Source organism: Mycoplana sp. 10N416, from assembly GCF_056394765.1.
On sequence record NZ_JBFTIM010000010.1, the window covers coordinates 110269 to 126141 of the forward strand.

Sequence of the window (15873 nt, forward strand, 5' to 3'; positions counted from 1 at the left end):
GATGAATGAGATCAAGCCTGTTACGACCTACGACGTCGAAGCCATCCGCCGGGACTTTCCGATCCTGTCGCGGGAGGTCTACGGCAAGCCGCTGGTCTATCTCGACAACGGCGCTTCCGCGCAGAAGCCGAAAGCGGTGATCGACGCGATCGCCCACGCCTATTCGAACGAATACGCCAACGTCCATCGCGGCCTGCACTTCCTCTCCAATGCGGCGACAGACGCCTATGAGGGCGCGCGCGAGAAGGTAAGGCGCTTCCTCAATGCGCCTTCGGTCGACAACGTCATCTTCACCAAGTCGTCGACCGAGGCGATCAACACCGTTGCCTATGGCTATGGCATGCCCAAGCTCGGCGAGGGCGACGAGATCGTGCTTTCGATCATGGAGCACCACTCCAACATCGTTCCGTGGCATTTCATCCGCGAGCGGCAGGGGGCCAAGCTCGTCTGGGCGCCGGTGGACGAACAGGGCGCCTTCCACGTCGAGGATTTCGTCAAGTGCCTGACGGAGCGCACGAAGCTGATCGCGATCACGCACATGTCGAACGCGCTCGGCACGATCGTTCCGGTGAAGGAGATCTGCAAGATCGCCCGCGAACGCGGCATTCCGGTGCTGGTCGACGGGTCGCAAGGCGCGGTCCACCTGCCGGTCGACGTGCAGGACATCGATTGCGATTGGTACGTGATGACCGGCCACAAGCTCTATGGCCCCTCCGGCATTGGCGTGCTGTACGGCAAGACTGAACGGCTGAAGGAGATGCGTCCGTTCCAGGGCGGCGGCGAAATGATCGTCGAAGTGACCGAGGACATCGTCACCTACAATGACCCCCCGCACCGCTTCGAGGCCGGCACGCCGCCGATCGTCCAGGCCATCGGACTCGGCTACGCGCTCGACTACATGGAGAAGGTCGGCCGGGCGGCGATCGCCGCACACGAGGCGGACCTGACGGCCTATGCGTTCGAGCGCCTGTCCAGGGTCAATTCACTGAAGATCTTCGGGACCGCGCCCGACAAGGGCTCGATCTTCGCCTTCGAGCTTGAAGGCATTCATTCGCACGACGTCTCGATGGTGATCGACCGGGCAGGCGTCGCGGTGCGTGCCGGTACCCATTGCGCCCAGCCGCTCTTGAAGCGTTTCGGCGTAACCTCCACATGCCGGGCATCGTTTGGCATGTACAATACGCGTGCCGAGGTGGATGTCCTGGCCGACGCCCTGGACTACGCCCGAAAGTTCTTCGCCTGAGGAGTTGGAAATGTCACTCGAAGCCACCGAAGAAAAAGCCGACGTCCGCGAGGGCATCGTCACCTCCGCTATTCCGGCGGACGAGTTGGCCCGCCTCAGCGACGACATCATCGCCGCCCTGAAGACGGTCTATGATCCGGAAATCCCTGCCGACATCTTCGAACTCGGCCTGATCTACAAGATCGACATCGAGGACGATCGGATGGTGAAGATCGACATGACGCTGACCGCGCCCGGCTGCCCGGTCGCCGGCGAAATGCCGGGCTGGGTGGAGAACGCGGTCAGCGCGGTCGAAGGCGTTTCCGGGGTGGAGGTGAAGATGACCTTCGATCCGCCGTGGACCCCGGACCGCATGTCCGAAGAGGCGCAGGTCGCGGTCGGTTGGTACTAGCGGCTGCAGGCTTCGGAGAGGGCCCGGCTGCACGAGAGTATTGATCCGTTTACCCGGTCCCACTACATTCTATTCAGACCCATCGGGCCTTGAACCCGGCTGGCGAAGGAGATGGCTGATGGCCTTTGCAATAATGACCCTAACCGATGCCGCGGCCGATCGCGTCAAGGCGATCGTCGACAACGCCGGCGGCGACGCCCAGGGCATCCGGGTCGGTGTCAAGAAGGGCGGCTGCGCGGGGATGGAGTATTCCGTCGATCTCGTGACCGACGCGAACCCCAAGGACGATCTCGTCGAGCACGCGGGGGCCAGCGTTTGGGTCGCGCCGGAGGCCGTCCTGTATCTGCTGGGCACCGAGATGGATTTCGAGGTGACCACGCTTCGGTCGGGCTTCACCTTCAGGAATCCGAATCAGACGTCTTCCTGCGGCTGCGGCGAATCAGTCGAACTGAAGCCCGCCGATCTTGCGGCGCTTGCTGCCGCCGGCAATGCGACGGTGCGGATCGGTTGATCACTTACCGTTGACGTGAGCTGTTTGCTTCGCGGAATCTGCCTGCCTGTTCTGTCTCCCCATGATCTGCGGCAACCGCTGACGCGGCCTGCTTTTCGTTGCCCGCGTGCTGCTTGCGTGTCGCCCCCGGAGCCTCAGGCACCATGTCGAAAGCACCACCAACCGTGTATGATGCCGACCATACAGCCGGGAGGTGACATTGAAAGGGACTGACGCGCTGGAGGGCTTTGCAACGTCGGTCTACGAATCGTTGCCTCTGCCCGTGATCGTTACAGCGGCAGACCTGAGTGGTTTTACCCTGAACGAGGCGGCAAGGCGCGCGCTGGGACGCGATCAGCGTCAGGCTGGCCCCGAGCCGCTGGCTGCGCTGATCGATGAGCCCGACCTTCCGCTTCTTCTCCACCGACTTTCGCTCGGCGAGCGTGCCGATGTCCATCTCCTGCGGTTTCTGAGGGCGAGCGGTTCGTCATTCGCAGCGATGACGCATGTGTTGGCCGTTGCCGCGGACGACGGCGAGACCGGCTACGCGCTGGTTCTGCGCGACCTCGTGGACGCGGGCAGCCACGAGGAGCAGACCCTTCCGGGCAGCCGGATCCATGCAGCGCTTGAGGCGATTCCCGAAGGAATCGCTATCTTCGATTGCGACGAGAAACTGCTGGCGTTCAACAGGGCTTTCCGCAATCGCTGCCATCCGGCAAGAGATGCGGTGCAGGTTGGGGCAACGATGGAAGACATCGTTCGCGCCAATCTTCGCGGCGGCCTCTATCAGGACCTTGCGGAGGGAACGCCGGAGGCCGAAGCCTGGGTGCAGTCACGTCTGCGCCACCATCGCGTGTGTAGCGCGCCGCAGGTGATCCCGTACAGCGATGGACGTTGGATTCGCTCGGAGAGCTACGCTGCCGAGGGCGGCGAGGTTGTCGCTCTGCGCATCGACGTGACCGAACTCAAGCGCGCCGAACAAATTCTGCACGAAAAGCACAGGCAGCAGTTGAGTTTCCTGAAGATCTTTCCGGACATGCTCGTACGCACCGATGGCGAGATGGTGATCCGGTTTGCCAATGATCAGTGTGCGGCGTTTCTCGGGTCGACGGCGGAAAAGCTGGTGGGAATGAGCTTCTGGGAATCGGCCCGAACCGAAGATCAGCGCGAGGCCATCGGCAGGCCAAGCGACTACACGCCGAAGACGCCGCTGCGCACGCGTGAGGTCTGCTATACGGGCGCCGATGGACTGCCGACCTGGGTGCTGTGGACCGCGATCGCGAGTTTCGAGGACGGCAAGCCGGTTGACTATCTGGCGGTGGGCAGGGACGTCACCGAAACGAAGCTGCAACACGAGCAGCTTTCCAGGCAAGCGGTGGAGTTGCAGCGAAAGAACGAGGCGCTGAACCAGTTCACGGGAACAGTCTCGCATGACCTGAAAGCGCCGATCCGACAGATCGCCTCGTTCGCTGAATTGATCACCGAAGAAGTCGATGAAGGACGGCTTGACGAACTGGCGGTTCACGCCCGCTATCTGCAGCGGGCCGCCTCTCGCCTCCAGATACTGGTGGAACGTCTGCTCGAATACTCGCAGATCGCCTACCAGATACGCCATTTCGAGAGGGTTTCCCTAGACGCGGTCGTTGCCGACGCGCTATCCATGCTGGCGGGGCACGTCCGCGAAACGGGCGCCGAAGTGGATACGCGGCCGCTCCCCGCCGTGACCGGCGATCCGGAGCTTCTCCGCAGGTTGATGCAGAACCTGATCGGAAACGCTATCAAGTACCGCCATGCCGATACCGTGCCGAAGGTACGGGTCTATGGCGACCGCGTGCAGGATGGAGTGAGGATCGTCGTTGAGGACGAGGGGATCGGGATCGATGCCAAACATGCAGACAGGATATTCGATCTATTCCAGCGTCTGCATCGGGACGAAAGCAAGTTTGCCGGAACGGGTATCGGGCTGGCGCTCGCCAAACGCATCGTTGACAGTCACCACGGCACGATTGTGCTCGATCCGGACTATCGCGACGGCGCACGGTTTGTCGTAACCCTTCCGCGGCAGTGAGGTTCGGCCGACAAGGCTATGCTGCGTCGAAAGGACAGATGAAATTCAAGTCGGCGTCCGGGCGCGCAGCTCTTTTGCGCGTTGCCATACGATGCCACGACGCAAGAAAAACCCCGGCCTTTTCGGGCCGGGGTCGATCGTTGGCTGTCGTTATTCGGCCGCTTCCGCGTAGTCTTCCAACGGCGGGCAAGAGCAGACGAGGTTGCGGTCGCCGTAGACGTTGTCGACGCGGTTGACCGGCGACCAGTACTTGTCGACCCGGAAGGCGCCCGGCGGATAGCAGGCCTGTTCGCGCGTGTAGGGACGGTCCCACTCGCCGACGAGGTCCTCCACCGTGTGGGGAGCGTTCTTCAGCGGGTTGTTGACCTTGTCCATCCGGCCGTCTTCGATGGCGCGGGCTTCCTCGCGGATCGCCAGCATCGCATCGCAGAAGCGGTCGAGCTCGGCCTTCGTCTCGGACTCGGTCGGCTCGATCATCAGCGTGCCGGCCACCGGCCAGCTCATCGTCGGGGCGTGGAAGCCGCAGTCGATGAGGCGCTTGGCGACGTCGTCGACGGTGACGCCGGCGCTGTCGACCAGCGGGCGTGTGTCGATGATGCACTCGTGCGCCACCCGGCCCTTGGCCGACTTGTAGAGCACGTCATAGGCGCCCTTCAGCCGGGCGGCGATGTAGTTGGCATTGAGGATCGCCACCTTCGTCGCCTGCGTCAGGCCTTCGCCGCCCATCATCAGGCAGTAGCTCCACGAAATTGGCAGGATCGACGCCGAGCCGAACGGGGCGGCGGAGACCGCGCCGGCCTCGGCGGTGCGCGGATCCTTCGGCAGGAACGGCGCCAGGTGCGCCTTCACGCCGATCGGTCCCATGCCCGGGCCGCCGCCGCCATGCGGAATGCAGAAGGTCTTGTGCAGGTTGAGGTGGCTGACGTCGGAGCCAATGTCGCCGGGGCGGGCGAGGCCGACCATGGCGTTCATGTTGGCGCCGTCGAGATAGACCTGGCCACCGTGCTTGTGGACGATCTCGCAAACCTCGCGCACATTCTCCTCGAACACGCCGTGGGTCGAGGGGTAGGTGATCATGCAGCACGAGAGGTTTTCCGCGTATTTCTCTGCTTTCGCTCGGAAATCCTCCATGTCGATATCGCCGTTGTCGCTCACCTTGACGACGACGACCTTCATGCCGGCCATCTGCGCCGAGGCCGGGTTGGTGCCGTGCGCCGAGGTCGGGATCAGGCAGACGTCGCGATGGGCGTCGCCGTTGGCGATGTGGTAGTCGCGGATCGTCAGCAGGCCGGCATATTCCCCTTGCGCACCGGAATTCGGCTGCATGGAGATCGCGTCATAGCCGGTAATGGCGCAGAGCTTCTGCGACAGGTCGTCGATCAGTTCGCGATAGCCTTCCGCCTGCTCGGCCGGCACGAAGGGATGGATCTCCGAGAACTCCGGCCAGGTGATCGGCAGCATCTCGGCCGTCGCGTTCAGCTTCATCGTGCAGGAGCCGAGCGGGATCATCGAGCGGTCGAGCGCCAGGTCGCGGTCCGACAGCCGGCGGATGTAGCGGGTCATCTCGCTTTCGGCGCGGTTCATGTGGAAGATCGGGTGGGTGAGGTAGCCGCTGGTCCGCAGCAGGTTCGACGGCAGGCGATAACCCGGCTCGAAATCCGAGACCTCGAAATCGCCGCCGAAGGCCCGCCAGACGGCTTCGAGCGTCACCGGCCGCGAGCGCTCGTCGAGGCTGATGCCGATCCGGTCGTCGCCGATCTTGCGCAGGTTCACCTCCTCGGCGACCGCCGTCTTGAGGATGATGTTCTGCAGCTTGCCGACATGGACGGTGATGGTGTCGAAGAACACCTCAGGCTCGACCGTATAGCCGAGCTTTTCCAGGCCCATGGCGAGGCGGACGGTCTTCTGGTGGACGCTCTGCGAGATCGCCTTGATGCCCTGCGGGCCGTGGAAGACCGCATACATCGAGGCCATGACGGCGAGCAGCACCTGAGCGGTGCAGATGTTCGACGTCGCCTTTTCGCGGCGGATGTGCTGCTCGCGCGTCTGTAGCGACAGGCGATAGGCGCGGTTGCCGCGGGCATCGACGGAAACGCCGACGAGGCGGCCCGGCATGTTGCGCTTGTAGGCGTCCTTGACGGCCATGTAGGCGGCATGCGGCCCGCCGTAGCCGACCGGAACGCCGAAGCGCTGGGTGGTGCCGATGGCGATGTCGGCATCCATGTCACCCGGCGACTTCAGAAGCGCCAGCGCCAGCGGGTCTGCCGCCACGGTGGCGATCGCGCCAGCCGCATGCAGCGAAGCGATCACGTCGGTGAAGTCGTGCACATGGCCATAGGTGCCCGGATACTGGAAGATCGCGCCGAAGACTTCCGACGGGACCAGATCCTTGAAGGGGTTGCCGACCTTGATCGACCAGCCGAGCGGCTCTGAACGGGTCTTCAGCAGCGCAATCGTCTGCTGGTGGCAATTTTCGTCGACGAAGAACGTCGTCGCCTTGGAGGTCGAAACGCGCTCCGCCATGGCCATGGCCTCAGCGGCGGCGGTCGCCTCGTCGAGAAGCGATGCATTGGCGATGTCGAGGCCGGTCAGGTCGCAGACCATGGTCTGGTAGTTGAGCAGCGCCTCGAGCCGGCCCTGGCTGATTTCCGGCTGGTAGGGCGTGTAGGCCGTGTACCAGGCCGGGTTTTCCAGGATGTTGCGCTGGATCACCGGTGGCGTGATGGTGCCGTAATAGCCCTGGCCGATCAGGGATACCAGTTTCTGGTTCTTGTTCGCTGTCTCGCGCAGCTTGTCGAGCGCCTCGCGCTCGGTCATCGGCGCGCCCCATTCGAGCGGCTTCTGCTGACGGATCGACGACGGCACCGTGTCGTCAATCAGTGCGTCGAGGCTGGCGTAGCCCACGACCTTCAGCATGTCCTCCATCTCCTTCGGCGAGGGGCCGATATGGCGACGATTGGCGAAGTCGTAGGGCTGGTAGTCGGTAAAGGTGAAGTCCTTGGGCAGGTTCATCAGCCGACGAGCTCCTTGTAGGCGGCCTCGTCAAGAAGATCATCGGCGTCGGCCTTGTTGGCGAGCTTCATCTTGAAGAACCAGCCGACGCCCTGTGGGTCGCTGTTGACGAGAGACGGGTCGTCGACGATCGCCTGGTTGACCTCAAGGCACTCGCCGTCAAGCGGGGCATAGACATCGGATGCGGCCTTGACGGATTCGACTGTCGCCGCGTCGCCGCCCTTGGAGAAGGACGTTCCAACGGCCGGCAGTTCAACGAACACGAGGTCGCCGAGCTGTTCGGCGGCATGGGTCGTGATGCCGACGGTGGCGACGTCGCCATCAATCTTCAGCCACTCGTGTTCTGCGGTAAATTTCAGCATGGGTGGGCCTTTCTGATCAGCGTTTGAAGGTGTTTGAAACAAAGGGAAGGGCGCTTACGGCGACGGGCAGGAATTTGCCGCGTACCTCTGCGAAAAGCGGGGTGCCGGGGGCTGCGAGTGCGGCCGCGACGTAACCCATGGCAATGGGGTTCTCGACCGTCGGGCCGAATCCGCCGGAGGTGACGTGGCCAATTTCGGTCTTGCCCTCGGCATCGGAGTACAGCTTTGCCGGCGCGCGGACCGGAGCCTTGCCGTCGACCTTCAGGCCGACGCGGCGCCGGGCGGTACCTTTTTCGAGCTGATCCAGGATGACATCGGCCCCCGGAAAACCGCCGGCACGATCGCCACCCCGGCGGCGCACCTTCTGGATTGCCCATCCGAGCCCGGCCTCAGCCGGTGTCGTCGCAGTGTCGATGTCGTTGCCGTAGAGACAGAGGCCAGCCTCGAGGCGCAGCGAGTCGCGGGCGCCGAGGCCGATCGGCTGGACGTCCGGGTGATCGAGCAGGCGACGGCAGACCATTTCGGCCTGCGCAGCCGGAATGGAAATCTCGAAGCCGTCCTCGCCCGTATAGCCGGAACGGGAGACGATGCATTCGGCGTCGTGAAGGTCGCAGCTGCGCACGTCCATGAAGCGCATTTCGGTGATGTCCGCCCAGAATTCGGCGAGCACCGTTTCGGCCCGGGGTCCCTGCAGGGCAACCAGGGCCCGGTCGGTCAGCATCGTGACTTCGCAGGTTGACCCCAGATGCTTTTGCAAATGTGCGAAATCGGCGTCCTTGCACGCGGCGTTGGCGACGAGGAACAGATGATCGCCACGATTGGTGATCATCAGATCGTCGAGGATGCCGCCGGTGTCGTTGGTGAAAAGGGCATAGCGCTGACGGCCTTCGGCAATGCCGAGCACATCCACCGGCACGAGCGCCTCCAGCGCGCGCGCCGCGTCGGCATTGTTGCCGGAACGAGCGCGAATGATGATCTGTCCCATGTGGGAGACGTCGAAAAGCCCTGCGGCAGTGCGCGTGTGAAGGTGTTCCTTCATGACGCCTGCGGGAAACTGCACCGGCATCTCGTAGCCCGCATATGGCACCATGCGGGCACCAAGCGAGACGTTGAGGTCGTACAACGGGGTTTTCTTTAGCTCAGACGTACCGTCCAAAAGGCGCCCTCCAGTCTATTGGCGTGCGTCTGCACGCCGGCTCATCCCTACGGCGCTTGTGCGCCGCTTTTGTGAGCCCCCTCTGTCCCTTCGCCTGAGATTGTTATCCCTTCGGCGGGCGTGTGAACGCCTCTCTCCAGAGTCCTGTCGGCACCTTGCTGGTCCTTTTGCCTGAGAGTTTCCGGGGCGGTTGCTCCTTCGGCACCAGCCATCCCGTTTCGGGCGGCCGGTTTCTCCCAGCGAGGTCATCGCCACATAAGAGCGTCGGCGCAATTTTGGCAAGAGCGTTGCGTCGCCGCGGAGCAAATATTTGTCGTCCTTTGTCGCATAGCGGATTCTGGTGCCGCAAATGGAAGCCGTCGCTGCGTTGTCGTTCTCAAAATCGCCCCAACACCTGGTTCTGCCCAGCGGTTGCTATGAGGGCGAGCAGCCGCATTCTCGTTTGCGGACGCCAAACAAAAACCCGTCGAAATACATCGACGGGTTTGCCGGTGGACAAGGTCCGGTCTGGTTGACCGGACCGCATCGATGTCAGCCTCAGCGCTTCGAGACGGGCACGTAGTCGCGCTTGGGGGCGCCGATGTAGAGCTGGCGCGGGCGGCCGATGCGCTGCTCCGGATCCTCGATCATTTCGTTCCACTGGGCGATCCAGCCGACGGTGCGGGCCAGTGCAAACAGCACGGTGAACATCGTGGTGGGGAAGCCGAGCGCCTTGAGCGTGATGCCGGAATAGAAGTCGATGTTCGGGTACAGCTTCTTCTCGATGAAGTATTCATCGGTGAGCGCGATGCGCTCCAGTTCCATGGCGACTTCCAGCATCGGGTCGTCCTTGATGCCGAGTTCGCCAAGAACCTCGTGCGTCGTCTTCTGCATGATGCGGGCGCGCGGGTCGTAGTTCTTGTAGACGCGGTGGCCGAAGCCCATCAGGCGGAACGGATCGTTCTTGTCCTTGGCGCGGGCAACGAATTCCGGGATGCGATCAGCCGTGCCGATCTCCGCCAGCATGTTCAGCGCCGCCTCGTTCGCGCCGCCGTGAGCCGGACCCCAGAGGCAGGCGATGCCGGCTGCGATGCAGGCAAACGGGTTGGCTCCCGAAGAGCCGGCGAGGCGTACCGTCGACGTCGACGCGTTCTGCTCATGGTCGGCGTGGAGAATGAAGATGCGATCCATCGCCCGCGACAGGACTGGGTTGACGGTGTACTCCTCGCAGGGCACGGCAAAGCACATGCGCAGGAAGTTCGACGCGTAGTCGAGATCGTTCTTCGGGTAAACGAACGGCTGGCCGATGTGGTACTTGTAGGCCATCGCCGCGATCGTCGGCATCTTGGCGATCATGCGTAGCGATGCAACCATGCGCTGGTGCGGATCGGTGATGTCGGTGGAGTCGTGGTAGAAGGCCGACAGCGCGCCGACGACGCCGCACATCACCGCCATCGGGTGGGCGTCGCGGCGGAAGCCGGTGAAGAACTTCGACATCTGCTCGTGCACCATCGTGTGGTGGGTGACGCGATAGTCGAAGTCATCCTTCTGCGCCTTGGTCGGCAGCTCGCCGTAGAGGAGCAGGTAGCACGCTTCCAGAAAATCGCCGTGCTCCGCCAGTTGCTCGATCGGATAGCCGCGATGCAGGAGAACGCCTTCGTCACCGTCGATGTAGGTGATTCTGGACTCGCACGAGGCCGTCGAGGTGAAGCCCGGGTCATAGGTGAAAGTGCCGGTCTGCTTGTAGAGCGTGCCGATGTCGATCACCGACGGACCGATTGATCCGGATCGCAATGGCAACTCCACCTTCTTGTCACTGACAGTGACTTCCGCGCTCTTTCCCGTCATGAGGATCTCCATCTGCTGGTGTGGCACAGGCAGTGCCGATCGTGGGCGTGCCGCTTTGCTAGCCCAAATTGCCTCACGTGCCAAGCAAGACGAAGGCTGCATTTGTGCAATGCAAAAACAAACATTCCGGCATCGCAATATCTACTCTTCCTCGCCAGTTGCAAGCAACTTATGGGCGAGATTCGAGAATTGTGGAGGGGGCATTCTTTCTCGGAGATCAGGCGCATTGGCGCCGAATTGGCAATTGCAAATCACAATCTGAAGTTGCATTATGCTGCTGGATGTGGCTGGGGCGGAGGCCATGGGGGAGGGAAACGCTACCAAAGTCGCAGTCCCGGCCGCCAGCGCGGCCCGGACCCCGCAGAACCTGCAGACGGCGAGCCAGCCGGTCGCAATCGCGAGCGGCCGAACGGTCATGCTTGCGGGGCGGCGGGGTGGTGCAAAGCGCTGGTTTGCTGGCGCCCTGTCGTCGGGGTTAGCAGCCTGGGAGCGGGAGCGAGACCATGGCAGCGTCTTTCTGTTCGTTCCCGTATTCATCGGCACAGGGGCATGGACCTGGTACGCGCTCGCCCGCGATCCGCCGCTGGTGCCGCTGCTGATCGTACTGCTTGGATTCGGGCTGATCGCGGTGGTCCTGCGGCATCGCCAGACTCTCCTGTCCTTTGTCACGCGCGCGGCATTCCTGCTGCTTCTCGGAATCGCGCTCTCCGCGGTCGAAAGCTGGCGGCTTTCCACCGTCATGCTGGATCAGCCGGTGACGACGACGATTACGGGGAGGGTGCTGTCTCGCGAAGCCGATGACCGCGGCCGCCTGCGGTACCGGGTGGCGCTGCTGACGACCGACGGCCCGACATTGCGGCGTCCGCCCGACCACGTCAGTCTCCTTGCGCGCAGTCCCCATACGCCGCTGCCGATCGGCAGCGGGATCGTCGGACGCGCGCGGCTGAATCCGCCGTCGGGACCGGCGTTGCCGGGTCTCAACGACTTTGCTTTCGACGCCTATTTCGCCGGAACCGGGGCTATCGGATACTTTTACGGCAAACCGGCGGCGACGGAGTTGAACCCGCCGGCGCGAAGTGAAACCGCATACGGTGCAGCAAGCCGAGTGGTGGCCGAATGGCGGAGTGCTATCACGCAACACATTCGTGGCCGCATCGGCGGCGATGCAGGCGCAATTTCTGCCGCCTTGATCACGGCCGAACAGCGCGGCATCAGCCCGAAAACGGTGGAGGCCTTGCGCCAATCGGGCCTCGCGCACGTTCTGGCGATTTCAGGGCTCAACATGGTGCTTGCGGCGGGCACTTTTCTGGTCGGCGCCCGACTGCTGCTGGCGCTGGTTCCGGGCGCAGCCGAACAGTTCCCGATCAAGAAAATCGCAGCCATCGGCGGGTTGATCACGGTCACCCTTTACATCCTGATCTCCGGCGGGGCGGTTTCGGCGGTCCGCTCGTGGCTGATGATCGTCGTCATGCTGTTCGCTGTCCTGTTCGACCGCACCGCCATCAGCCTGCGCAATGTCGCGCTGTCGGCACTGATCATTCTGGCGGTGACGCCTTCCGCGGTCACCGGTCCCGGCTTCCAGATGTCCTATGCGGCAACCCTCGGTCTGGTTGCGGGCTATGCTGCCTGGCGCGACTGGTCCGCGCGGCGCCACAGGTGGATCGGCGATCGATCACGGATGCTTTCGGTTGCATCTGCGTTTGCCGGTGGGATTCTGCTGTCGTCCCTGATCGGCGGGGTCGCAACGCTCGTCTATTCCATCGGACACTTCCATCGCATCCCGGCCTATGGCCTTGCCGGAAACCTTCTTGCGATGCCGATCACTTCGTTCATCGTCATGCCGACGGCCGTCATCGCCATGCTGCTCATGCCGCTCGGGCTGGACGGCATTCCGCTCGCGATCATGGGACGGGGCGTCGACTGGATCATCGCCATGGCCAATTGGGTTTCCGGCTGGGGCGGAGAGGTAGTCACCGGCAGATTGCCCCCGCTGGCATTCGCGCTCATTGCAGCAGGTGGCGGGTTCCTCTGTCTGCTTCGCACCCGTCTCGCGCTCATCGGCCTTTTACCACTCGTCTTCGGCGTGGCCGTTGTGGCCGTCCGTCCTTCGGATGCGCCGCCCGAGCTTCTCGTATCGGAGGACGGTCGGCTGGTGGCGCTCGTCACGCCGGGAGAGGCCGCCACGAATCGGTCGAAGCCGCCCGATTTCATCTACGATCAATGGCGTCGCGCCCTTCGCATCGAAAGCCATCGTTCGCCATTGTTCCTGACCGATGAAGATGCCGCGCAACGGGAGCCCGCGGGCGGAGGTGGCGCGGGCATCGGTCGCTCGGAGAACTTGGTCGGCCAAGCAGCACCGGAAGCGAGCTCGGGTGCACGACAGCGCCGAAGTACGGAACGGGAAGTGGTGCTTGACGCTGCTGCGATGGCGCGTGCGCGCGCTGACATGCGTGCGGCGTTCGCCACAGCCGCCAACGACAAGCGATTCGTTTGCCGCCGCAAGGCGTGGTGCGCCGGTGTTGCGCCGGCCGGTTGGCGTGTCCTCGCGGTCGAGGACCCGGCCTTTCTCGGAACTGCCTGCGACAGTGCCGATCTCGTGGTCGTGCCACGATACCTTCGAATGGAAACCTGCCGTTCGGGCGCTCGACTCGTTTCGGCGCGCAGCCTGCGCCGCACCGGCGCCCTTGAAATAACGCCGCAGCCGGTCGATCCGACCGGCCGCGCAAGTTACAGCGTCCGCAATGCTGTCACGACGCTTCATCGCCCCTGGAGCCGGCACCGTCTGTACGACTGGCGGACGAACACATATCTCGACTTAGAAGACGCAGTCAGTGATACCGGCGAATGAGGCCGACGAGCTTGCCTTGAATCTTCACCCGGTCGGGGCCGAAGATGCGGGTCTCGTAGGCAGGATTGGCGGCTTCCAAAGCAATGGAGGCGCCCTTGCGGCGGAAACGCTTCAGCGTCGCCTCCTCGTCGTCGACGAGAGCCACGACGATCTCTCCCGGGTTGGCGGAGTTGGTGTTGCGGATGATGACGGTATCTCCGTCGAGGATCCCGGCCTCGATCATCGAGTCGCCCTTGACTTCAAGCGCATAATGCTCGCCAGCGCCGAGCATCTCCATGGGAACCGCGATGTCATGGGTGTTGTTCTGGATTGCCGAGATCGGCACGCCGGCGGCGATGCGCCCCATGACCGGAACCGAAGCCGACCCGTCCGCGGCCGCGGGCTTGGCCGGGGAGGGCGCCGTCGCCGGCTTGCCAAGGCTTCCTTCGATGACGGACGGGGAAAAGCCACGCCGCGCCTTCAGGCTCGGAGAATAGGCCTCGGGCAGCTTTATCACCTCGAGTGCGCGCGCCCGATTTGGCAGCCGGCGGATAAAGCCGCGCTCCTCGAGGGCGGTGATCAACCGGTGAATGCCCGATTTCGAGGCGAGATCGAGCGCATCCTTCATCTCGTCGAATGACGGCGGAATGCCGGTCTCCTTCATCCGCTCGTGGATGAACAGGAGCAGTTCCTGTTGTTTGCGGGTCAGCATGGCTCGTCACCCAGAATCGTGAAACAAATCCAGAACAGACACTATCTGTTCCATATGTGTTCCGCAAGGGGGCAAATTTCAATCAAAGGTGCAGTCGCTCGTTTGAAATTCTAAGCTGTGATACCGGCGGGAAATTCCATTGTCCGGGAAAGACCTTATGAGGGACAAGGTCTTTCCCTGTTCAACTGCGACACGGCCGGTGAGGCTGTTATGGGCACGCGGCGACGTAGCGGCGGCCGTAGCGATCGCGGTAGTAGCAACGACCAGGCTGTCCGGCCACATGGCCGATGACCGCGCCGGAAACACCGCCGATGGCGGCTCCGACGGCGGCGCCGCGGACGTCATTGGTGATGGCGCCGCCGATCACGGCGCCGGTGGCTGCGCCGATGCCGGCGCCCCTCTCGGTTGGCGTGCAGCCGACGGCTGCGAGCCCGGCCAGAACGAGCACTAGGGAAATCTTGGTCATGTCCATTCCTTCCTCTCTCGTTGATTCTCTTGCCTCTCGTAATCTTGTCCATCCGAACGAACGGTCAAGTGTAATCCGGTTTTTCGGCCAGGTACAACCGCTCGTGGCGCGGCGGCCCAGGCAGGTTATTGGTTCTGTCTCTTCTCAATCGGCGGCCGGCAAGTACGGGGCAAAAAAGCCCGCTTTTCCGATTTTGTGCTGACACCACGATTGTTGATCGGCGTTACAGTTCCCGCGGTGAGCTAGTATCCGCGGCCATTCCGGTCAGGCAGCTCAAGTCCTGTCGCGGCGGTCCAAAGCGGCAACAGCGTCATCATTCACGGTACTGGACAGGAGCACGGCGATCCAGCGGGTCGCCGGCACCTGTGCTGCGTATTCGATGAGGCAAATCAGGATGGGAACGCCAATGAAGGCACCCGGAAGGCCCCACATGAAACTCCAAAAGAACACGGAGAAAATCACGGCGAACGGTGAAATCGCGAGCGAAGCACCGGTCAGCCGTGGCTCCAGGTAGCTGCCGATGACAAATTGGATAAGGTTCAGTCCGACGAAGACGAACACTGCGGATTGCCACGAATCGAACTGGGCAATCGCAAACAAGGTGGGGAAGACCGTCGCCACGAATGGCCCGAGGAAAGGAATGTAATTGAGGGCGAACGCAATCGCTCCCCAGGCCGCAGCCAACTCAAGACCAACGAACCGGGCGAATATCCAAACGACCAACCCCGTCAGGATACTGGCAAACGTACGCACGGCCATGAAGCGTCGAAGCTTGGCACCGATCCTTCTGTTCGCCGCCAGAATCCGCGCACCGTGCGGTTGGACGCTCGGCAACAGCAGGCGTCGCTTGACGTCCTCCACTTCCAGAAGGCCGAGCATGACGGATATGAAGATCACCAGCGTGAAACCGGCGAAACTGTTCATGCGTCCGGCGACCCCTTGCAGCAATCCGACGAGCGTGCCGACGTTGAACCGCTCTGCCAACGGGCCGGCGATCGCCACACCATGCTCTTCCAGCCATTGGGCCCAATCGAGGTAGATCGTCTGAAAACGGCCGGCGTTGAGGAACAGCCAATGCCCGAGGACACCCAGCCCCCAGGCAATCGACGACCCCACGGAGACCACCGCGATGATCGTCACGGTCAGCGCTATGAGCAGCGCAAGCAGCCGCGGCATCACCTTCTGGAGGGCGGCCTGGACCGGCCATATCAACGCGATGACCAGAATGGAAAACGCGAACGGAACGAAGACCGATTGTGCGGCGTGCAGCAGCGCAAGAACGAGTATGCCGGCGGTTATCAGTCCGGTCATTTGTCCTT

At 63.0% G+C, this 15873-nt stretch carries 12 protein-coding genes and 1 riboswitch; of the genes, 5 read left to right on the forward strand and 7 right to left on the reverse strand.

All coding sequences use genetic code 11. From position 1 onward, the window contains the following. Position 1 precedes the first annotated feature (1 nt). The 4 genes from AC1DDS_RS20185 to AC1DDS_RS20200 all read left to right on the forward strand — a co-directional run bounded on the left by AC1DDS_RS20185 (position 2) and on the right by AC1DDS_RS20200 (position 4192). Positions 2-1243 carry a cysteine desulfurase gene (locus AC1DDS_RS20185; RefSeq protein WP_477480480.1) on the forward strand — a complete coding sequence of 414 codons (1242 nt, stop codon included), beginning with the start codon at positions 2-4 and terminating at the stop codon, positions 1241-1243. A 10-nt stretch (positions 1244-1253) separates the two neighbouring features. Beyond that, positions 1254-1634, forward strand: coding sequence for an SUF system Fe-S cluster assembly protein (locus tag AC1DDS_RS20190; RefSeq protein WP_310420641.1), 381 nt, complete (start codon positions 1254-1256; stop codon positions 1632-1634). A 118-nt stretch (positions 1635-1752) separates the two neighbouring features. Further along, positions 1753-2145, forward strand: coding sequence for a Fe-S cluster assembly scaffold SufA (sufA, locus tag AC1DDS_RS20195; RefSeq protein WP_477480481.1), 393 nt, complete (start codon positions 1753-1755; stop codon positions 2143-2145). A 199-nt stretch (positions 2146-2344) separates the two neighbouring features. Further along, positions 2345-4192, forward strand: coding sequence for an ATP-binding protein (locus AC1DDS_RS20200; RefSeq protein ID WP_477480482.1), 1848 nt, complete (start codon positions 2345-2347; stop codon positions 4190-4192). 150 nt (positions 4193-4342) lie between these two features. Here the strand turns inward: AC1DDS_RS20200 and gcvP are convergent, their stop codons facing one another. From gcvP to gltA, 4 genes are all read right to left on the reverse strand, one after another. Then, positions 4343-7204, reverse strand: a complete 2862-nt coding sequence (gene gcvP, locus AC1DDS_RS20205) for an aminomethyl-transferring glycine dehydrogenase (protein WP_477480483.1) — start codon at positions 7202-7204, stop codon at positions 4343-4345. Next, positions 7204-7566, reverse strand: a complete 363-nt coding sequence (gene gcvH / locus AC1DDS_RS20210; RefSeq protein ID WP_477480484.1) for a glycine cleavage system protein GcvH — start codon at positions 7564-7566, stop codon at positions 7204-7206. Before gcvH ends, gcvP begins: the two co-directional genes overlap by 1 nt. Positions 7567-7582: 16 nt before the next feature. After that, positions 7583-8722, reverse strand: a complete 1140-nt coding sequence (gene gcvT / locus AC1DDS_RS20215) for a glycine cleavage system aminomethyltransferase GcvT (RefSeq protein WP_477480485.1) — start codon at positions 8720-8722, stop codon at positions 7583-7585. A gap of 149 nt (positions 8723-8871) precedes the next feature. Further along, positions 8872-8971, reverse strand: a riboswitch (glycine riboswitch). Between the two features lie 288 nt (positions 8972-9259). Further along, the gene (gene gltA / locus AC1DDS_RS20220) at positions 9260-10549 is read right to left on the reverse strand and encodes a citrate synthase (RefSeq protein WP_310420629.1); all 1290 of its coding nucleotides are present in this window, start codon (positions 10547-10549) and stop codon (positions 9260-9262) included. A gap of 271 nt (positions 10550-10820) precedes the next feature. Here gltA and AC1DDS_RS20225 point away from each other — a divergent pair, with 271 nt between their 5' ends. Beyond that, positions 10821-13397, forward strand: a complete 2577-nt coding sequence (locus AC1DDS_RS20225) for a ComEC/Rec2 family competence protein (RefSeq protein WP_477480486.1) — start codon at positions 10821-10823, stop codon at positions 13395-13397. Here AC1DDS_RS20225 and lexA read toward each other — a convergent pair. The 3 genes from lexA to AC1DDS_RS20240 all read right to left on the reverse strand — a co-directional run bounded on the left by lexA (position 13378) and on the right by AC1DDS_RS20240 (position 15865). Then, entirely contained in the window at positions 13378-14088 is a 711-nt protein-coding gene (lexA, locus tag AC1DDS_RS20230) for a transcriptional repressor LexA (protein ID WP_310420624.1), read from the reverse strand. The two genes, AC1DDS_RS20225 and lexA, sit on opposite strands and share 20 nt — an antisense overlap. A 208-nt stretch (positions 14089-14296) precedes the next feature. Then, positions 14297-14554 (reverse strand): YMGG-like glycine zipper-containing protein, encoded by a 258-nt coding sequence (locus AC1DDS_RS20235; protein WP_310420622.1) that lies wholly within the window; start codon positions 14552-14554, stop codon positions 14297-14299. A 273-nt stretch (positions 14555-14827) separates the two neighbouring features. Beyond that, positions 14828-15865 (reverse strand): AI-2E family transporter, encoded by a 1038-nt coding sequence (locus tag AC1DDS_RS20240; RefSeq protein ID WP_477480487.1) that lies wholly within the window; start codon positions 15863-15865, stop codon positions 14828-14830. Positions 15866-15873 lie beyond the last annotated feature (8 nt).